The sequence below is a fragment of the Candidatus Phytoplasma rubi genome (assembly GCF_026821955.1).
In the GTDB taxonomy this organism is placed as follows: domain Bacteria; phylum Bacillota_I; class Bacilli_A; order Acholeplasmatales; family Acholeplasmataceae; genus Phytoplasma; species Phytoplasma vitis.
On the sequence record NZ_CP114006.1, the window covers coordinates 662,420 to 680,329 of the forward strand.

The following is a 17,910-nucleotide window of genomic DNA, read 5'->3' on the forward strand; positions in this document are numbered from 1 at the left end:
GTAAACATAGTTTTTATTATTATCAATTTATATTATTTCGCAGATTCTAAATATTTAATCCCTATCAAATTTAACAAACTCCATGGTTTGCTGAAATACGGATGAAAAGAAAAATCTTTAAAAGCTAAAGAATCAATAGTATTTTTTTGTTCAATACAAACACTTAAAGTATTCATTTTTTCAGTTAAATCAGTGGTAGATAAAATTTGACCTCCCAAAATAAGACCTGTTTTTTTTTCAAATAAAATTTTTAATAATACTGAATCATAATCAGGCATAAATTCAGGTCTATTAGCATCTTTTATAGTAATTGAATCATAATCAATACCTAATAATTTAGCTGAATGTTCGTTCAATCCTGTCGAAGAAATACTTAAATCATTAATTTGAATACAACTAGTTCCTTGAGTTCCTAAATATTTATAAACATTTTTACCAATATTCAATCCTACAATAGTACCTGTTCTTACAGCATTAGTAGCTAAAGGAATATACATTTTTTTGTTGGCTAACGGAGTATATATAATATTTATACAATCACCACAACCATAAACATCAGGATGTGAAGTTTGTAAATATTCATTAATTTTTAAAGAATTATTAGAATCTAATTCTAAAATATCTTTAAATAAATCTGTATATGGTCTGAAACTAATACATGCAATAACCATCTCTGTTTCATAACAATCTTTATCAGTTTGAACATGTGTCACTAAATCGCCTTTAGTTTTGAATTCAACTACTTTTTGATTTAAAGCTAATTTAACATTATGTTGTTTTAAGCTCTCTTCAGCTATTGAAGTAAATTCTTTATCTAAATACTTAGGCATTATTCTATTCTCGATATCTATCAAAGTTACTTCTTTTTTTTGTCTACAAAAAGCTTCAGCCAATTCTACTCCAATATAACCTGCTCCAACAACTGTTATTTTATTAACTTTTTTGGCATACTCAATAATATGATTAGCATGTTCTAAATTTTTAGATAATAAAACATTTTTAGATTCGATTCCTTTTATCTTAGGAATAATAGGCCAAGAACCAGTTGAAAGAACTAATTTATCGAAATCATCAAAAAATTCATTACCATTTTCTAAATTACGAACTAAAATATTTTTTTTATTTAAATCAATTTTAACAACTTCATGTTTTAATTTTACATTAGCACCTAAATTATTTAATTCTTCAGCACTAGAATAAAATAAACCTTTTCTATCTTTAACTACGCCGCCAATATATAAAGCTATACCGCAAGATAAAAAAGAAACATTATCATTTTTTTCATAAATATTTACTTTAATATCTTCGTTTTTTTTCAACATTGTTCTAACTGCAGCTGTTCCAGAATGATTACAACCTATTACGATTACTTTCATTATATATTTTTTATTTTAAACCATCCTAATGATATTTTTTATTAAAAAAAGCAAAAATCAAAAAAATTTATAATCACTATAATTATACTAAATTTAAGTAATATTAAATATTATTTTAGTTTTTTAATCATTATAATGGTAATTTTTCTACTAATTTTAACTCTTCTATTATTTTTTTAGAAATAGTTTTGTTTAATTTAGCTCTTTTTTTAAAATCTGTTTGAGTAAATAATTTTACTTTTCTTTCTTCAACTAAATGTTTAGCCGCTTTTTCACCCAAACCATCTATCGCGATAAAAGGCATAATTAAAAAATCATTATTATACATTACAAATTCATAAGCTTCAGATTTATTTAAATCAATTGGTAAAAATTTAAAACCTCTTTGAAGCATTTCTGAAGCAATATTTAAAGTATTAATTAAACTTTGTTCTTTAACTGTGTTTTTTTGTTTTATATTTTTACCTAATAAATTGTTAATTTTTTCATCAATTTCATTCTGATTTTTTAACATTAAATCATAATCAAATTGATCTAATCTTGTAGATAAAACACCACTGTAAAATAAAAGAGGGTGATGAACTTTAAACCATGCAATTCTAACAGCCATTAAAACATAAGCGGAAGCATGTGCTTTCGGGAAAAGATATTTAATTTTTCCTAAAGATTCAAAATACCAATCATGAATATCTGTTTCTTTTTTAATTGATTTGATCATTTCTTCCCATTCACCAGGTTTAGAATGTTGTTTTCCTTTACGAACTAATTCCATAATTTCAAAAGATTTTAAAGGATCAACATTTTTACGAATCAAATATAACATAATATCATCACGACAACCGATAATATCATTAAAGGAAATGTTTAAATCTAATTTTTTTAAATAATCAAAATCGCCTCTTTTTTCTAAAATATCTTGAGAATTTTGCAACCAAACATCAGTTCCATGAGAAAGACCAGACACTTTAACTAAAATACCAAAATTAATTTTTTGATTTTTTTCACAAATATCTTTTAACATTTTTTGTACAAATGTAGTACCAAATTCTGGAATAGCAATAGTTGCTATTTTTCGGCCTTTATCAATATATTCATTAGAAAATAATTTATAAACATCAGGATCATCAACTGGAATATTTTGATAAGATGTAAAACTAAATTTATCCTGATTTTTTTCAACATAATCCATAAAAAATTTAATCAAAATAGGATCATCATGTCCTAAAATATCCATCTTAAATAAGTTATTTTCGAAAGAATGGTAATCAAAATGAGTAGTTTTCCAATTAGATTCTGTATCATTAGCAGGAAATTGAATTGGAGTAACTTCATAAACAGAAATATTAGGTGGAACAACAACAATACCGCCAGGATGTTGCCCTGTAGAACGTTTTACTCCTTCGATTATATTCGATATTCTAGAAACTTCACAATTTCTAATTTTATCTTCTAATTCTTTTACTTTGATAAAACCTTTAACATAACCAAAAGCAGTTTGTTTAGCTACTGTTTGAATCGTTCCAGCTCTAAAAACACAATCATGTCCTAACAATTCTCTCATATATTCATGAGCTTTAGGTTGATAATCGCCCGCAAAATTTAAATCTATATCAGGAGTTTTATTACCTTCAAAACCTAAAAAAGTTTCGAAAGGAATATCTTGGCCATCTTTTGAAAATTTAACAGAACAAAAAGGACAATTTATATCAGGTAAATCATAACCAGATAAAATATCTGTTATCTGCGAATAATCATTTAAATCTGAACCTTGATTTTGAATATATTCTTTATATTCTTCACTTTCTTTTTGTTTTGGAGTCATTTGAGGGAAAACGGTATATTGACATTGAGGACAAAAATAATGTGGTTTTAAAGGATTAACTTCAGTTATACCCAAAATAGTAGCTATCAACGAAGACCCAATTGAACCGCGAGAACCTACTGGATAACCTTTTCCTATTGATTCTTTAGTTAATAAATAAGCTAAAAAATATATAGGAGCAATATTTTGATTAATATTTTTATCTTTACCATCACCGATAATACTTTTTAATTCTTTTGCCATCCTTTGTTGAATAAAAGGATGTAATTTTTTTCCATATAATTTTTGTAATTTATTCTCAATTAAATTTTGCATCTCAATTTTAATACTTGGAATATTTAAATTTTTAGCAAAATTATCATCTTTTAAGGAAAAAAGTTTTTTAGGAAAAATTCTAATTTTTTCAATTTGATCATTTAAAAGATGAGTATTATTAATTACTAAATCTTCTTTTAATTTTGGATCTTCGATAAAATCAAAAGCGTCTAACATTTCTTGAGTAGTTAAAAAATAATTGTCGGGTAAATGTTTAGTCGAATATTTGGATAAATTATGCAATCCACCGCCAACTAATTTAGCGTTAATATAAATCTCTCTATAAATTTTATCACAAGGATTTAAATAATGAACATCTCCTGTAGCAATCACAATTTTATTTTGTTTTTGAGCTTCATTAATAATTTTTAAAATTGTTTCTTGAATAACAATTTTTCCTTTTTCTGTATTATCGCCGACCAAATTATAAATAATATGTTTATAACTATTTATCGGCTGAACTTCTATATAATCATAAAAAGAAATAACTTCACTTAACTTTTTATCATTTTTATTTAAAGCTGTTTGAAAAACATTACCTTCGGCACAACCACTTCCTATTAATAAACCTTCTCTATATTTTTCTAAATTAGATTTTAACAATCTAGGTTTTCTATAAAAATCTTTAGTTAAAGAATTACTTACTAAACGAAATAAATTTTTATAACCTATTTGATTTTTAGCTAAAATATTAATATGATAAGATATTTCAAATTTTCCATCAATACAGCCTCTTAAATCATAAAAATAAAAAATTTCTTGTTCTTCTAATCTTTTAAACATTTCTATTAAAATAAGAGCTGTTATAGTAGAGTCATATAAAGCTCTGTGATGGCTACCTTCTAATTCTGTTTTAATTTTAAAATATTTAGCCAATCTCTTTAAAGAAAAATATTTTAAATATTTTTCAAAATATTTTTGACTTACACGTAAAGTATCTATACAAGGTTGTTCGATAAAAGGAATTTTTAAATTTTTAGCTTTTTCCTTAATAAAACCTATATCAAAAACCAAATTATGAGCAACTAAAACATAACCTTGAATAAATTCTAAAAATTTAGGCAAAATTTCTTCAATAGTAGGTTTATTTTCTAAATCTTCATCTTGAATTTTTGTAAGGTCTATAATATTTTTATTTAATTTAACCTTTGGATTAACTAATTCATTAAAAATCTTATCTGTTATTTGGCCGTTTTCTATTTTAACAGCTGATATTTCAATAATTTTATCTCTACATTGTGAGAAACCAGTAGTTTCTATATCAAAAACAACATAATTGTGTTTTTTTAAAACAAAATTTTCAAATTGCGGATATTCTTCTTGATTAGTAATAAAAATAGGTTTTTCTTCGATAAAATCTGTTTCAACCCCTAAAATAGGTTTGATAGGTTTTTTGCGAGTACAATTATCGATTTCAGGATAAGCGTAAAGACCATGATGATCTGTAAAAGTAATCGATTTATGACCCCATCTTATGGCTGTATCAATATAATCTTTAGCATTATTTGTAGCATCTAAATTTGACATTTTTGTATGTAAATGAAATTCAATTCTTTTTTTTCCTGGATAATCATCTATTCTTTCCAAAAAGAAAGGTATAGAATTGACAATTAGATATTCATTTTCAATTTTAAAATTAAAATCTTCTTTATATTTTGCATTATAAATTTTATTTAAAGAAGAAAAAATTTCAACTAAAACTCCTTCTTGAAAATCTTTTTCCATTTTTTGATATTCTTTAGAATTAGGTTCCGCAAATATTCTATACAATATAGAATCTTTTTTTGTTTTCGGATCGACTAAATAAAAAGAAAATAAAATTTGTTTATTTTTAGTTTCTTTTTTAATAACTTGTTGTATATAACCTTTGATCCAAAACTTTTTCGGTTGTAAATCTTTAACTTGTTCATATGATTTAGGAATATCATCAAATGTTAAAAAAAATTTATCATTATTTTTTTCTTCAAGTACATCTATAAATTTAATTTCTTTAATATTTAAACTCAAATTAGAACCATATCTTTCTTTTAATAATTGATCTAATCCTTTAATTAGAAATTTTAATTCTTCTTCATTACATTTTAAAGAATATTGATTAAATTTAATTTTTATATGACATATTTTTTTTTTAAAATCAATTTTTAAAATTTCAATATCGTAATTATAACCATTTCGAGAATTTAAAATAGAAAATAAACCTTTTTTAGATTGACTCTTAATTATTTTATTCAAAAGATATTGAAAAAGTTCTTTCCATAAAGATTCATCTTGAATATTATCAAATTTCGTAAATAAAAAACGAATAACAATTTTGAAATTTTTGAAATATTTCATTAAGTCATTTGTTTTTTTATTAATAAATTGTTCTATGGATTGTTCAAAATCATTTAAAAAAGAAATATTAGATAAATTTTGTTCTCCTGAAAATTCTAAAACCCATTTTATTTTTTTTACAGAAACAATTGTTTGAACAAATTCATAATTTGTTTGTTTTTCTTTATTAAAATCATCTATAAATTTTATAAATTTATTGGATATAAGACTTGAAGACATTTATTTTTACTCTTAGAAATTAATTTTTAAAATTTAAAAAAAATAATTTTTTTTAAAATTTATATAAGTATAAATATAAATAAAAATTGAATTGTAATTATGTTTGATAAAATCAAAATTTAACTTAATTTGAATTTTTTTATTAATGTAATGAGTTTAAAAATTCCAATTACATTAAGTTAATAATTTTTATTAATGCATTTTACTAAATTAAATTTTGAAAAAATAACTATATTTTTTATTATATCATAAAAAAATAATGATACAATTCAACCTTCAAATAACAAATAAAAATAAATTTTTAAAGTTCTAAAATATTTATAACTAGTTTAACAACATAATATATTAAAATAAAAACTTGAAATTAATCTTTTAAATTTTTATATTTAAATTTTTTATTTTTTTTATATTATTTACAAAACACATATAAATTGTTTTTTTATCTTTTTTAAATAAAATTTAATGTATAAAGTAATAAAAAAATATAAATTTTATTATTTTAAAAATTTAAAAAGGTATTGGGTAACCATAAATGTTACAAATTTTAAATAAAAAAATAATAAATTTAAAAAATTTATTATTTTTATCTATTTTAATGATTTTAAATTTTTCATTTATTAAAGTAAGTGCACAACCAACAGCAGTACAACCAACAGCAGTACAACCAACAGCAGTACAACCAACAGCAGTACAACCAACAGCAGTACAACCAACAGCAGTACAACCAACAGCAGTACAACCAACAGCAGTACAACCAACAGTAGTACAACCAACAGCAGTACAACCAACAGCAGTACAACCAACAGCAGTACAACCAACAGTAGTACAACCAACAGCAGTACAACCAACAGCAGTACAACCAACAGCAGTACAACCAACAGTAGTACAACCAACAGTAGTACAACCAACAGTAGTACAACCAACAGCAGTACAACCAACAGCAGTACAACCAACAGTAGTACAACCAACAGCAGTACAACCAACAGCAGTACAACCAACAGTAGTACAACCAACAGCAGTACAACCAACAGTAGTACAACCAACAGCAGTACAACCAACAGCAGTACAACCAACAGCAGTACAACCAACAGTAGTACAACCAACAGCAGTACAACCAACAGCAGTACAAAATGATAACCCATTTTATAAAGGAATATGGTTCTGGGCAATTTTAACAATTGCATCTGCATATGGATTTTTTATTTACAAAAAAAATAAAACATCTAAATAAAAAAGGCTTTTGGGTCTTTTTTATTTTTTAAATTTTTAATTTTTAAAAAAATATTATGAATGATAAAATTTATAATTAAAAAAACAACAAACATTGAAACCAAATCGTTTATAAAAAATAAACAGTTTGGTTTTTTCTTTTAGTTACAAAAATCAAATTAAATAAAAAAATATTATCAAAAAAATAAATTTTAAATCTTAATTTAAAAACAATTAATATAATAAAAAATAAAAAAATTTTTATTTTTTATTATATTAATTGTTTTTTATCAAAACAAAAATATTAAAAAATGATAAAATATTTATATGTTTGTATTTTAGTTTTAAATGAAAGTATATTAAAATTCAAATTTAAATTTTAAATATATTTAAGGAACGATAATAATTAAATTATATGAAAACTAAAAATTTTTTAAATCATATCGATCAATTAGCCGAAGAACATGAATTAACTAGACAACAAATTCTAGAATCTTTTCAAAAAAGTCTTATTTCTGGTTGTAAAAAAAATTATCAAATTAAAAGTTGTCATTTAGATTTTGATAAAAAATATGAAGAATTTTTTTTATACAAAGAATATTTAGTTACAGAAAAAGAAATAAATACGATTAAAGAAGAAAATGTTAATATTAAAAAAATAACTTGTATTAACTTAGAAGAAGCTAAAAAATTAAAAGAAAATCCCAAAATAGGAGAAGTAATCAGGATCGAAGTAAATCCTAAAAATTTTAATTTTTACGCTAGTCAAGAGTTTAAAAACAAACTTAATGAAGAAATCATTAAATTTAAAAAAGAAAATATTTATATTTTTTTTAAGAAATACGAAAATAAATTAATTGATGCTAAAGTAACTTCTATCAAAAAAAATTTTTGTATTTTAGAATTAGAAAAAGAAGTTCAAACTGTATTATTAAATAAAGATAAACTAAATAATGATGAATTTGAAATAGATGAAATAATTAAAGTTTATGTTACTGAAGTTCAAAAAACTACTAAAATGCCGAAAATTTTAGTAAGTCGTATTTGTGTAGAATTTATTTCTGAAACTTTTAAAGAATTTATTCCTGAAATTCAAGAAGGCATTATAGAAATTGTTGCAATGGCTCGTTTTCCTTCATTAAGAACTAAAATAGGTTTATTATCTCATGATAATACAATTGATGCTATAGGTTCTTGTATCGGAGATAAAAGCGTTAGAATCAGAAATATTATTAACAGTTTAAAAGGTGAAAAAATAGATTTATTTTTATGGAGCGACGATCCAAAAGAACTTATTGTTAATGCTTTAAAACCTGCTCAAATTAATCAAATCAGTATTATTGATTTTGAAAAAAAAATAGCCACTGCTTTAGTAAACGAGGATCAAATTTCATTAGCTATAGGAAAATCAGGAACTAATGTACAATTAGCTAATATAGTTACTAAATGGAATATTTCTGTTAAAACTATCTAATTTTTAAATATTTTTAAAAAAACATTTTTTATTTTAATTTTATTAACAAAATAATAATCCTTTTAAAAATTGGATAAAATTGTAAGATTAAAAAAAGAAATAATAAAGAGAGATGATTAAAAAATCATGAATGAAAAAAAAAAGAATAACGACAATATTTCTAAAGAAAAAATTAAAGTCCAAAGTTATTTATTTAATCCTAAACATACTATTAAAGATTTAGCTAACATTTTAGAAATTTCTAATATTGCTTTAATTAAAAAATTTATAGAAGCAGGGATTAAAACAAATATTAATCAATTTGTAACTAAAGAAATTGCTAAAATATTAAATAAGATTTTAGATATCAAAGTTATTTTTGAATCCCCATCTAAAGAATCTTTAAATAAAGATATTAAAAAAGAAAAAACAGACTCTAATTTAACTAAAAGAGTTCCTATTGTAACTATTATGGGACACGTTGATCATGGAAAAACTACTTTATTAGATGTAATCAGACAAACTCGTTTAGTAGATAAAGAATTTGGAGGAATTACACAACATATCGGAGCTTATGAAATTGTTTATGATAATCAAAAAATAACTTTCATAGATAGTCCAGGTCATGAAGCTTTTTCTCAAATGCGTTCTCGAGGAGCAAAAGTAACTGATATTTGTCTTTTAGTAATTGCTGCCGATGACGGAGTAAAACCTCAAACAATTGAATCTGTAAAACATGCTCAAGAAGCTCAAGTAGAAATTATTGTTGTTATTAATAAAATAGATAAAACTAATAATAAAAAAGAAAGTATTATGAGTGATTTATCTAATTTAGGTTTAACTCCTGAAGAATGGGGTGGTAAAACTGCATATATAGGTATTTCAGCTCTAAAAAAAGAAGGAATAGATGAATTACTAAAACTTATTTTATTAATTAGCGAAATGAAAAATATTCAAACTGATTTAACTAAAATAGTTAAGGGAGTTGTTTTAGAAGCTAGTTTAAATAAAAATAAAGGTGCTTCAGCTACTTTAATCACTTCTCAAGGGATTTTAAAAATAGGTGATGTCATAATAGTAGGTGATAATACTTATGGTAAAATTCGTTCTATCGAAGATGATTTAAAAAATAGTTTAAAAGAAATTTACCCTTCGCAACCCGTGTTAATAACAGGTTTAGATTCTATACCTAAAGCAGGTGATTTATTCATGGCTGTTTCTGATATAAAAACAGCGAAGCAAATTATCGAAAACAAAAAAAGTTCTTTAAAAGAACAAAATCAAAATCATTTTCAGTCTAATAATCATATTTATAATAATGTTTTAATATCGAATCAAGACAAAGAAAATAAACGTTTAAATATTATTTTAAAAGCAGATACTCAAGGTAGTTTAGAAGTTATTATTGAATCTTTAGAAAAATTAAATATTCAAGAAATTAAAGTAAATATTATTAAAGCTACTGTCGGAATGGTGAATTTAAACGATATTGTATTGGCACAAACCTTTAATTCTTGTTTAATTAACTTTAATACACCTATTAACAATAATTTACAAAAAAATGCTAAAAATCTAAAAGTAGATATGAAAAACTATAATATTCTTTATAAAATAATCGAAGATATAGAAAATAAATTAAAAAATCTATTAGATCCTGTTTTAGAAGAAAAAACTACTGGCCAAGCCGAGATTAAAAAAATATTTAGTATCAGTTCAATAGGAAAAATCGCAGGTTGTTATGTTATTAAAGGAACAATTTTTAATAATTCCATAGCGAAAGTAATTAGAAATAATAAAGTTATTTTTAAAGGAAAAATTGTTTCTTTAAAACATTTAAAGAAAAATATTAATAATGCTAATCAAGGACATGAATGCGGTATTTTGTTGGATAATTTTAATAATTTTCAAATTAATGATATAATAGAATCATTAAAAATAGAGAAAGTGATAATTTAATAATGAACAATATTACAAACAAGAGAAGATCTAATTTAATTTATGAATTATTAGTAGATATAGTTAATGATATTATTAAGAATGACCAAATAGGTTATATTACTATAACAGGTGCAGATTTATCAAATGATTTATCTTTTTGTAACATTTTTTACACTATTTTAAACGATACTCCAGAAATTTTAAGTTTAGTATCTAAAACTTTAGAAGAAAACAAAAGAGAAATTCGTTTAAGATTAGCTGGAAAAATTCAACATATGAAAAAAATTCCTAATTTAATATTTAAATATGATGAATCTTTAACTTATGGAAAAAAAATAGATAAAATTTTAGATAATATTATAAAATAAAAAATAAATCAAAAAAAGATAAATGTAAATTTATCTTTTTTTGATTATTCAAATAAATTATTAAAAAAGATAAAAAAATATAAAAAAGGCTTAAAAAAAATATATGTTGTATGCAGAAGTAATAGTCGATAATAAAATTCCTAATTTAAGCAAATGTTTTGATTATTTAATTCCTGAATATTTAGAAAAAATAGCTCAAAGAGGAATGAGAGTTATCATTCCTTTTGGAAATAAGAATACTGAACGTTTAGGATATATTTTAAAATTAAAAGAAAAAACTTTTGTCGAACCGAAATATATTAAATCTATTACAGAAATTTTAGATGAAACTCCTTTTTTAAATGAAGAGCTTTTTTTATTAGCAGAAGAAATATTAAAAATTCCTTTCATCAATTCTGCTTTAGTATATAACACTATCATGCCAAGAAGTTTTTTAAGTACTTATGCAAGACAAATTACCATTATTCAAGAAAAAGAATTAAATAAAGAAATTAAAGAATATTTAATTAAAAAAAATGGGATATTAGTTTTAAAAGATATCACTTTGCCTACAGAGGAATTATTCAAACTTCAAAAAAAGAAAATTATCAAAACTAAAATTATCATTTCTAAAAAAGATTCTCGTCCTTCAATAAAACCCGAAATTATAAAAAATCAAAATAAAATTAATATTAATTTGAAAAATACTTTTTGTTTAAATGAAAAACAAGATTCAATTTGGAAACAAATTTCTTGGGGTAATTATAACAATTATTTATTATATTATGATTGTTATGAAAATAAAATAGCCATATATTTAAAATTAATCGAAAAAACTTTACAACAAAATAAACAAGTTTTAATTTTAGTTCCAGAAATACTTTTAATTTCTTTTTTAAAAGAACAAATTCAAAAATATTTTCCAGAAATTTTATTAACTATTTTAACATGTGAATCTGATTATAAAGAACATTATCAAAAAAATCAAGATATTCAAGAACAAAAAATCTTGATCATAATAGGGACAAGGCAAATTATTTTCGTTCCCTTACAACAAATAGGGGTTATTATTTTTGATGAAGAAAATGATGAGTCTTTAATTGAAAAAGATAAAAGTCCTAATTATGATTCTAAAGAATTAGCTTATATTCGCGCTCAATATCATAAAATACCTTTAATCTTTTTTACAACAATGCCTTCAATAGAAAATTATTGGCGAATGAAACAAAAAAAAATTATTTTTTTAAATTTAACTAAAAAAAATAAACAAACGATGCAATTAATTGATATGAAAGAAGAATTGAAAAAAAGCAATTTATCTCCTTTATCTTCTATTTTATTAGAAAATTTACAAAAAAATATAAAAGAAAAAAAAAAAACTATTTTATTTATTAATGTTTTAGGATTCTCTCCTTTTGTTTTATGTCGTTTTTGCAGTTATATTCCTAAATGTCCAAAATGTTATAAAAATTTAATTTTTTTTAATAATCAATCTATTTTAAAATGTAATTATTGCCGCTATAATAAAAAATTTTCTTCTCAATGTCCATCTTGTAATAATAAATCATTAAAACATATTAGTTTAGGAATTGAATATATTTCCTTATTTTTAAAAAAACAAATCCCCTCTATTAATTTCGCAATTATAGATTCTAATAATATTAAAAAAATAACTCAATATCAAAAAATTTTGGACAAATTAAAAAATAATCAAATCGATCTTTTATTAGGAACAGAGATGATAGCTAAAAACTTAAAATTACCTAATATCGAAACTATAGGTATTTTAATGTCAGATGCTCTTTTAAATATCCCAAACTTTAAAGCAAACGAAAAAACTTTTCAATTATTAATAAAACTATCTAATTATTTATCTGAAAAAGGAAAAATAATTATCCAAGGTTATAATACAAAACATTCAGTTCTTCAAAAAGCTCAATATTATGATGTTTTTCCTTTTTTGGAACAAACTTTAAAAGATAGAAAATTAGCTAATATTCCACCTTTTTGTTTTTATAGTAAAATATTAATTTCACATCCCAAAATGTTTAAAGTTTTAAATATCGCGAAAAAAATCAAAAAAATTTTAGAAAATAATTTAATTTATAAAATTATAGTTTTAGGACCTACTTATCCTTGTGTTTTTTACAAAAATAAAAATTACAGAATTTTATTAACTTTAAAATATTACGATTGGCCTTTGAATTTAAATTTTATTATTGAACAAAATTTAAATGAAAATGCTTTTATTTTATTTGATCGATTTGCTAGTATTATTTAATTCATATTTTTAATTTACTTTGTGGTATCTAAAATTTTAAATTTATAGAGATTAATTTTAAAAAGTTAATCTCTATTTTTTTATTTAATTATAATTTTTAAATTTGAAAAAAAATTTGTTTGTTAATATAATTATTAAATTTTATATAATAAAAATATATATTTAAAAATATATCATATTTATTTTTTTATTTATTCAATTAAAATAATTTATTATGCTTTTTCAATAAATAAAATAATCATAAATGTTATTTATTATTTTAAACAATTATTAAACAAAATTTTGTTTAATAATTTTTATTTTATAAAAGTTTCTTAAATATAAATAGAATAGTTTTTTTGTTTTAAAATTAATACTTTCTTTTTTTATCAATTATTTTAAATTTATTTTAATATAAACAAATTAAATTTATTTTTAGTTTACGAAAAGAAATTAATTGAAAGGTTTAAATATTTATTTTATGACAAAAAATTATTATTCTACCAATAAAAATATATTTGAACCGAAAAAATTAAAAAAAGAACAACCTATTTGGATAAATTTAATTATTTTAGCTTTTCCTATTGCTATATATTTATTATTTCAACATTTAAGTTCTGCAATAGATTTTTATATCATTAAAAATCCACGGTCAAATAAGAATATAGAAGGCGCTATAACTTATTTAAAACAAATTAAACAAGTGCTTAACAGTATCGCTATAGCTTTAGGTGGGGCTGGAGTTGTTTTAGTATCAAGAGAATATAAGAAAAAAAATAATCAAAAAGCGAAACAATATGCTAATTTAGCTTTTGTAATTGCGGTTTTCAGTTCTTTAATTATTTTTTTTATTTTTTATTTTGGCAATTTATTACCTTCTCCTTTAGGAAATATTTTTTTAAACAAAGCATTCCATCCTGATGGAGGAATAGAATATTATAATATTTCTTTATTAACTTTTGTCTTTATTACAATCAATGCTATGTTTATAGGTTTAGAAAGATCTAAAAATAAAAATAGTTTTGTTTTATTTTTAAATGTTTTTAATATTATTTTTAGAATTTCAATATCCTTCGTTTTTAAATATACTAAAGATTCAGATATTACAATTGTTCATTTAGCTTTGGCAGATTTATTTTCTAATTTAATGGTTTCTATTTTCGCTTTTTATTTTATGTTTCATCCTAAAAATGATTTTCAAATTCAATTTCATAAATTAATTTTTTCAAAAGATATTATCAAAAGTACATTAAAATTGTCAGGAATGTTAGTTATTGGTAAAACAACTTATGTAATTGGAAAAAAATTCATTAATGATATGATTATAAAATTTTATGGCGAATCTAATGGTAGTGAGATATTAAAAATAACAGGCTTTGTTACAATTATAAATGGTATTTTTTATTGTATTTCTCAATCTTTTGAAGATTCCGAATCAGTAATGGTTTCTCAAAACGCATCATTAAATAAAAATAAAAAAACTTTAAAAATTTTTAAAAATGTTTTCATTATCACTTTAATAACAGGTATCGCAGGCATTTTTTTCAATCAATTTTTCGGACAAAAATTACTTCCATTTTTAACAGATAAAAAAATCAATAACGAAAAATTAAAAAATTTTAAAGAAATTTTATTTTACGAACAAATATCTTTGTTCACTTCTGTTTGGGCTTCCATGATCATGATTTATATAATGTCTTATAAAAAAAATGCTAATATTGTTTTATTATTAAATATTTTAAGAATTATAACAAGAATGTGTTTATTATGGATCTTTCATTATTATACTAAAATAGATATTTATACTCAATTTGGTTTAAGCACAAGTTTGAGTAATATAATCGTCTTAATAACTACTATCGCTTTATTTATTTCTTTTATCAAAAAACAACAAATAATAGAATTACAAACAAATAAATAATAAAAAATTCAGGAGTTATAAAAAATGAATTTAAAATTAAACATCCAAGGGATCAAAACTTTTTTAGATTGGGGGAAAGAAAGTTCAAAAACACAAGCAAAAGTAACTAAAATACATAATATATTACATAAAGATTATGAATTACAAAAAAAATATTTAGGTTGGTTAGATTTACCTTTACAAAAAAATATTGTTTCTGATATCAAAAAAATTCAAAAATTAAAAAAATTAAATAAAGATTTAGATGTTTTAGTAGTGATAGGTATAGGGGGTTCTTATTTAGGAGCTAAAGCAGGAATAGAGTTTATTCAAGCTCCTTTTAATAAAAATAAACCTAAAATTATTTTCGCAGGACATCATGTCTCAGGTAATTATTTAACTAATTTAATTAATTATTTAAAAGATAAAAAATGGGCAATTAATATTATTTCTAAATCAGGAACTACTTTAGAACCTGCTTTAACCTTTAGAATTTTAAAAAAAGAAATAGAAAATAAATACGGCAAAGAAAAAGCTCAAAAATTAATTTTTGTGACCACCACTGATGCTGATAAATGTGTTTTATTAGATATCGCAAAAAAAGAAGGTTATGAAACATTTTTTATCCCAAATTCTATTGGTGGTCGTTTTAGTGTTTTAACTATTGTCGGTATTTTACCTTTTATTTTTGCTAATTTAGATGTAGAAGCTATTTTACAAGGTGCTAAACAAGCTTATAAAGATACTTTAACTAATAACTTAGATACAAATTTAGCTTATCAATATGCTGTAGCTAGATATTTAATGTATACTAAATTAAATAAAAAAACAGAATTATTTGTTAGTTATGAACCTCATTTATTAGCTTTTGCCGAATGGTGGAAACAATTATTTGCAGAATCAGAAGGCAAAAATGAAAAAGGACTTTTTGTAGTTTCGGTCAATAACTCTACAGATTTACATTCTTTAGGACAATTTATCCAAGAAGGTTCTCGTATAATGTTTGAAACAATTCTAAATGTTACTAATATGAAAGATGATTGTTTCGTACCAATGATTAATCAAGAATTAGATAAATTAAATTTTTTAGCTAACAAATCTTTTTCTGAAATAAATCAAAAAATATTACAAGCTACGAAACAAGCCCATATAGAAGGAGGTGTTCCTAATATAGAAATCACAATTCCTCAATTAGATGAATATAACTTAGGTTACCTTATTTACTTTTTTCAAAAAGCTTGTGCTATGTCTGGCTATTTAATAGAAATTAATCCTTTTGATCAGCCAGGAGTAGAAATTTACAAAAAACGTCTTCTCTTTTAAATAAATAATTTTTTATTTAAAAAAATAATATTTCTTTTTATATTAAACAAATTACATTCTTTAAAATTTTTAAAATTTAAATTTTTAATAGAAAATAATTTAATTTATAAATTATTTTCGAAAATTAAATATATTTTAAAATTAAAAAAATTTTGTTAAATAAAGAAAGGTAATATTATTTACAAAAAATAATATTAAATAAAAAATATGATAAATAAAAAAAATTACAAAAAAATAAATTTAAATATTTTAATTTTATTTTTTATGTTTATAATTTTATTATCTAATCATTTAATATTTTTTTTAATTAATGCATCTAATGGAAAAGAAATTGAAAGTCTTGAAACATTTATACCAATATCTAAAAGAATTCTTTTTATTCAAAAAAAAGATAAAAATAATAAAGAAAAAATTTTAGAAGAAATTCGAAAAATAAATCCTTTATTAAAAGATTTACCAATAGAATATGTAAATTTAAAACCCAATAATGAAATTCAAATTATAATTCCTGAAAATTCGTCAACAATAAAAAAAATATATGGCCAAGTAATTTTAAATATTGAAGAAATTCAAAATATAGAGGTAATTATACCCGAAAACAAAAGAACCATTAAACTTACTACAACTGATAAAAATAATAAAGAAAAAATTTTAGAAGAAATTCAAAAAATAAATCCTTTATTAAAAGATTTAAATATTGATGATTTAACTATAACAAATAATCAAATAAGTATTATTATTTCTGATCAAAGAAAAGAAATATTAAAAATGACTGGTGTAATAAACATAAAAATTTTAGAAAAAGAAATTTCTGAGACTTCATCTGTAAATAATCCATCAGAAAATAATCCGCAAGTTTCTAATAATAAAATTACTAATAATAAATCAAATGTTTTTTTATGGATTATTATCACTTTAGTTATTTTAATATTATTAGGTGGATTGTATTTATTTTTTTATATAAAACATAAAAATAAATTTATTGAAAAATAATTTTAATTTTTTTATTTTTATTTCTGTGATTTTATAAAAAAACCTTTAAATTAGCATAAAAATCCACGTAACAAAGGTCCTTTATAAAAAATATAACTCAAACATTTTTCAAAGATATAAGGTAACGATATTAACAAAATAAATCAAACCAAAAATAAAAAACATACTTTAATGGTTTATATAAAGAACTTGTCTATAATGACGTTCTTTTTTTTAAAATTTTTGAACAAGGAAAAATGCAAAAAAGCTTATTGGAGATTAAAAAAATAATTTGGATTTTTCGGATTGGAATGACCTGTTCCAAAACTTTAGACACTTTTTAATTTTTAAAAATTCTTTAAGACTAACTCTTAAGTTAGTCTTTTTTTCTTTTACAAGACTAAAAAAATAATTTCCTCTCTTTTCTAAAAATGTTTTTAGA

At 21.8% G+C, this 17,910-nt stretch carries 10 protein-coding genes; 8 read left to right on the forward strand and 2 right to left on the reverse strand.

All coding sequences use genetic code 11. The features are described 5' to 3' along the window. Positions 1–32 precede the first annotated feature (32 nt). Together RS022_RS03670 and RS022_RS03675 are read right to left on the reverse strand one after the other, a co-directional pair. On the reverse strand, positions 33–1,376 hold the full coding sequence (locus tag RS022_RS03670; RefSeq protein WP_268849809.1) for an FAD-dependent oxidoreductase: 1,344 nt from the start codon (positions 1,374–1,376) through the stop codon (positions 33–35). A gap of 130 nt (positions 1,377–1,506) precedes the next feature. After that, on the reverse strand, positions 1,507–6,066 hold the full coding sequence (locus tag RS022_RS03675; protein ID WP_268849810.1) for an exonuclease domain-containing protein: 4,560 nt from the start codon (positions 6,064–6,066) through the stop codon (positions 1,507–1,509). A gap of 532 nt (positions 6,067–6,598) precedes the next feature. Between RS022_RS03675 and RS022_RS03680 the strand changes: the two genes are divergently transcribed. The 8 genes from RS022_RS03680 to RS022_RS03715 all read left to right on the forward strand — a co-directional run bounded on the left by RS022_RS03680 (position 6,599) and on the right by RS022_RS03715 (position 17,489). After that, on the forward strand, positions 6,599–7,297 hold the full coding sequence (locus tag RS022_RS03680) for a hypothetical protein (protein ID WP_268849811.1): 699 nt from the start codon (positions 6,599–6,601) through the stop codon (positions 7,295–7,297). A 393-nt stretch (positions 7,298–7,690) separates the two neighbouring features. Further along, complete coding sequence (gene nusA / locus RS022_RS03685) at positions 7,691–8,749, forward strand: transcription termination factor NusA (protein WP_268849812.1); 1,059 nt, start codon at positions 7,691–7,693, stop codon at positions 8,747–8,749. Between the two features lie 126 nt (positions 8,750–8,875). Next, entirely contained in the window at positions 8,876–10,684 is a 1,809-nt protein-coding gene (gene infB / locus RS022_RS03690) for a translation initiation factor IF-2 (RefSeq protein WP_268849813.1), read from the forward strand. A gap of 2 nt (positions 10,685–10,686) precedes the next feature. Then, positions 10,687–11,034 (forward strand): 30S ribosome-binding factor RbfA, encoded by a 348-nt coding sequence (gene rbfA / locus RS022_RS03695; RefSeq protein ID WP_268849814.1) that lies wholly within the window; start codon positions 10,687–10,689, stop codon positions 11,032–11,034. Positions 11,035–11,137: 103 nt separating this feature from the next. Then, complete coding sequence (gene priA, locus RS022_RS03700; RefSeq protein WP_268849815.1) at positions 11,138–13,294, forward strand: replication restart helicase PriA; 2,157 nt, start codon at positions 11,138–11,140, stop codon at positions 13,292–13,294. A gap of 460 nt (positions 13,295–13,754) precedes the next feature. Beyond that, positions 13,755–15,194: an MATE family efflux transporter gene (locus tag RS022_RS03705; protein WP_268849816.1), complete on the forward strand. Its 1,440-nt coding sequence runs from the start codon at positions 13,755–13,757 to the stop codon at positions 15,192–15,194. Positions 15,195–15,218: 24 nt separating this feature from the next. Continuing rightward, positions 15,219–16,496, forward strand: coding sequence for a glucose-6-phosphate isomerase (locus RS022_RS03710; protein ID WP_268849817.1), 1,278 nt, complete (start codon positions 15,219–15,221; stop codon positions 16,494–16,496). A 207-nt stretch (positions 16,497–16,703) separates the two neighbouring features. Further along, positions 16,704–17,489 carry a hypothetical protein gene (locus RS022_RS03715; RefSeq protein ID WP_268849818.1) on the forward strand — a complete coding sequence of 262 codons (786 nt, stop codon included), beginning with the start codon at positions 16,704–16,706 and terminating at the stop codon, positions 17,487–17,489. The last annotated feature ends 421 nt before the right edge of the window (positions 17,490–17,910 follow it).

What these genes read in the sequence shown, in the direction of transcription:
- RS022_RS03670 (WP_268849809.1), bottom strand. Translation starts at nt 1,376, where the DNA reads ATGAAAGTAATCGTAATAGGTTGTAATCATTCTGGAACAGCTGCAGTT.
- RS022_RS03675 (WP_268849810.1), bottom strand. Translation starts at nt 6,066, where the DNA reads ATGTCTTCAAGTCTTATATCCAATAAATTTATAAAATTTATAGATGAT.
- RS022_RS03680 (WP_268849811.1), top strand. Translation starts at nt 6,599, where the DNA reads ATGTTACAAATTTTAAATAAAAAAATAATAAATTTAAAAAATTTATTA.
- nusA (WP_268849812.1), top strand. Translation starts at nt 7,691, where the DNA reads ATGAAAACTAAAAATTTTTTAAATCATATCGATCAATTAGCCGAAGAA.
- infB (WP_268849813.1), top strand. Translation starts at nt 8,876, where the DNA reads ATGAATGAAAAAAAAAAGAATAACGACAATATTTCTAAAGAAAAAATT.
- rbfA (WP_268849814.1), top strand. Translation starts at nt 10,687, where the DNA reads ATGAACAATATTACAAACAAGAGAAGATCTAATTTAATTTATGAATTA.
- priA (WP_268849815.1), top strand. Translation starts at nt 11,138, where the DNA reads ATGTTGTATGCAGAAGTAATAGTCGATAATAAAATTCCTAATTTAAGC.
- RS022_RS03705 (WP_268849816.1), top strand. Translation starts at nt 13,755, where the DNA reads ATGACAAAAAATTATTATTCTACCAATAAAAATATATTTGAACCGAAA.
- RS022_RS03710 (WP_268849817.1), top strand. Translation starts at nt 15,219, where the DNA reads ATGAATTTAAAATTAAACATCCAAGGGATCAAAACTTTTTTAGATTGG.
- RS022_RS03715 (WP_268849818.1), top strand. Translation starts at nt 16,704, where the DNA reads ATGATAAATAAAAAAAATTACAAAAAAATAAATTTAAATATTTTAATT.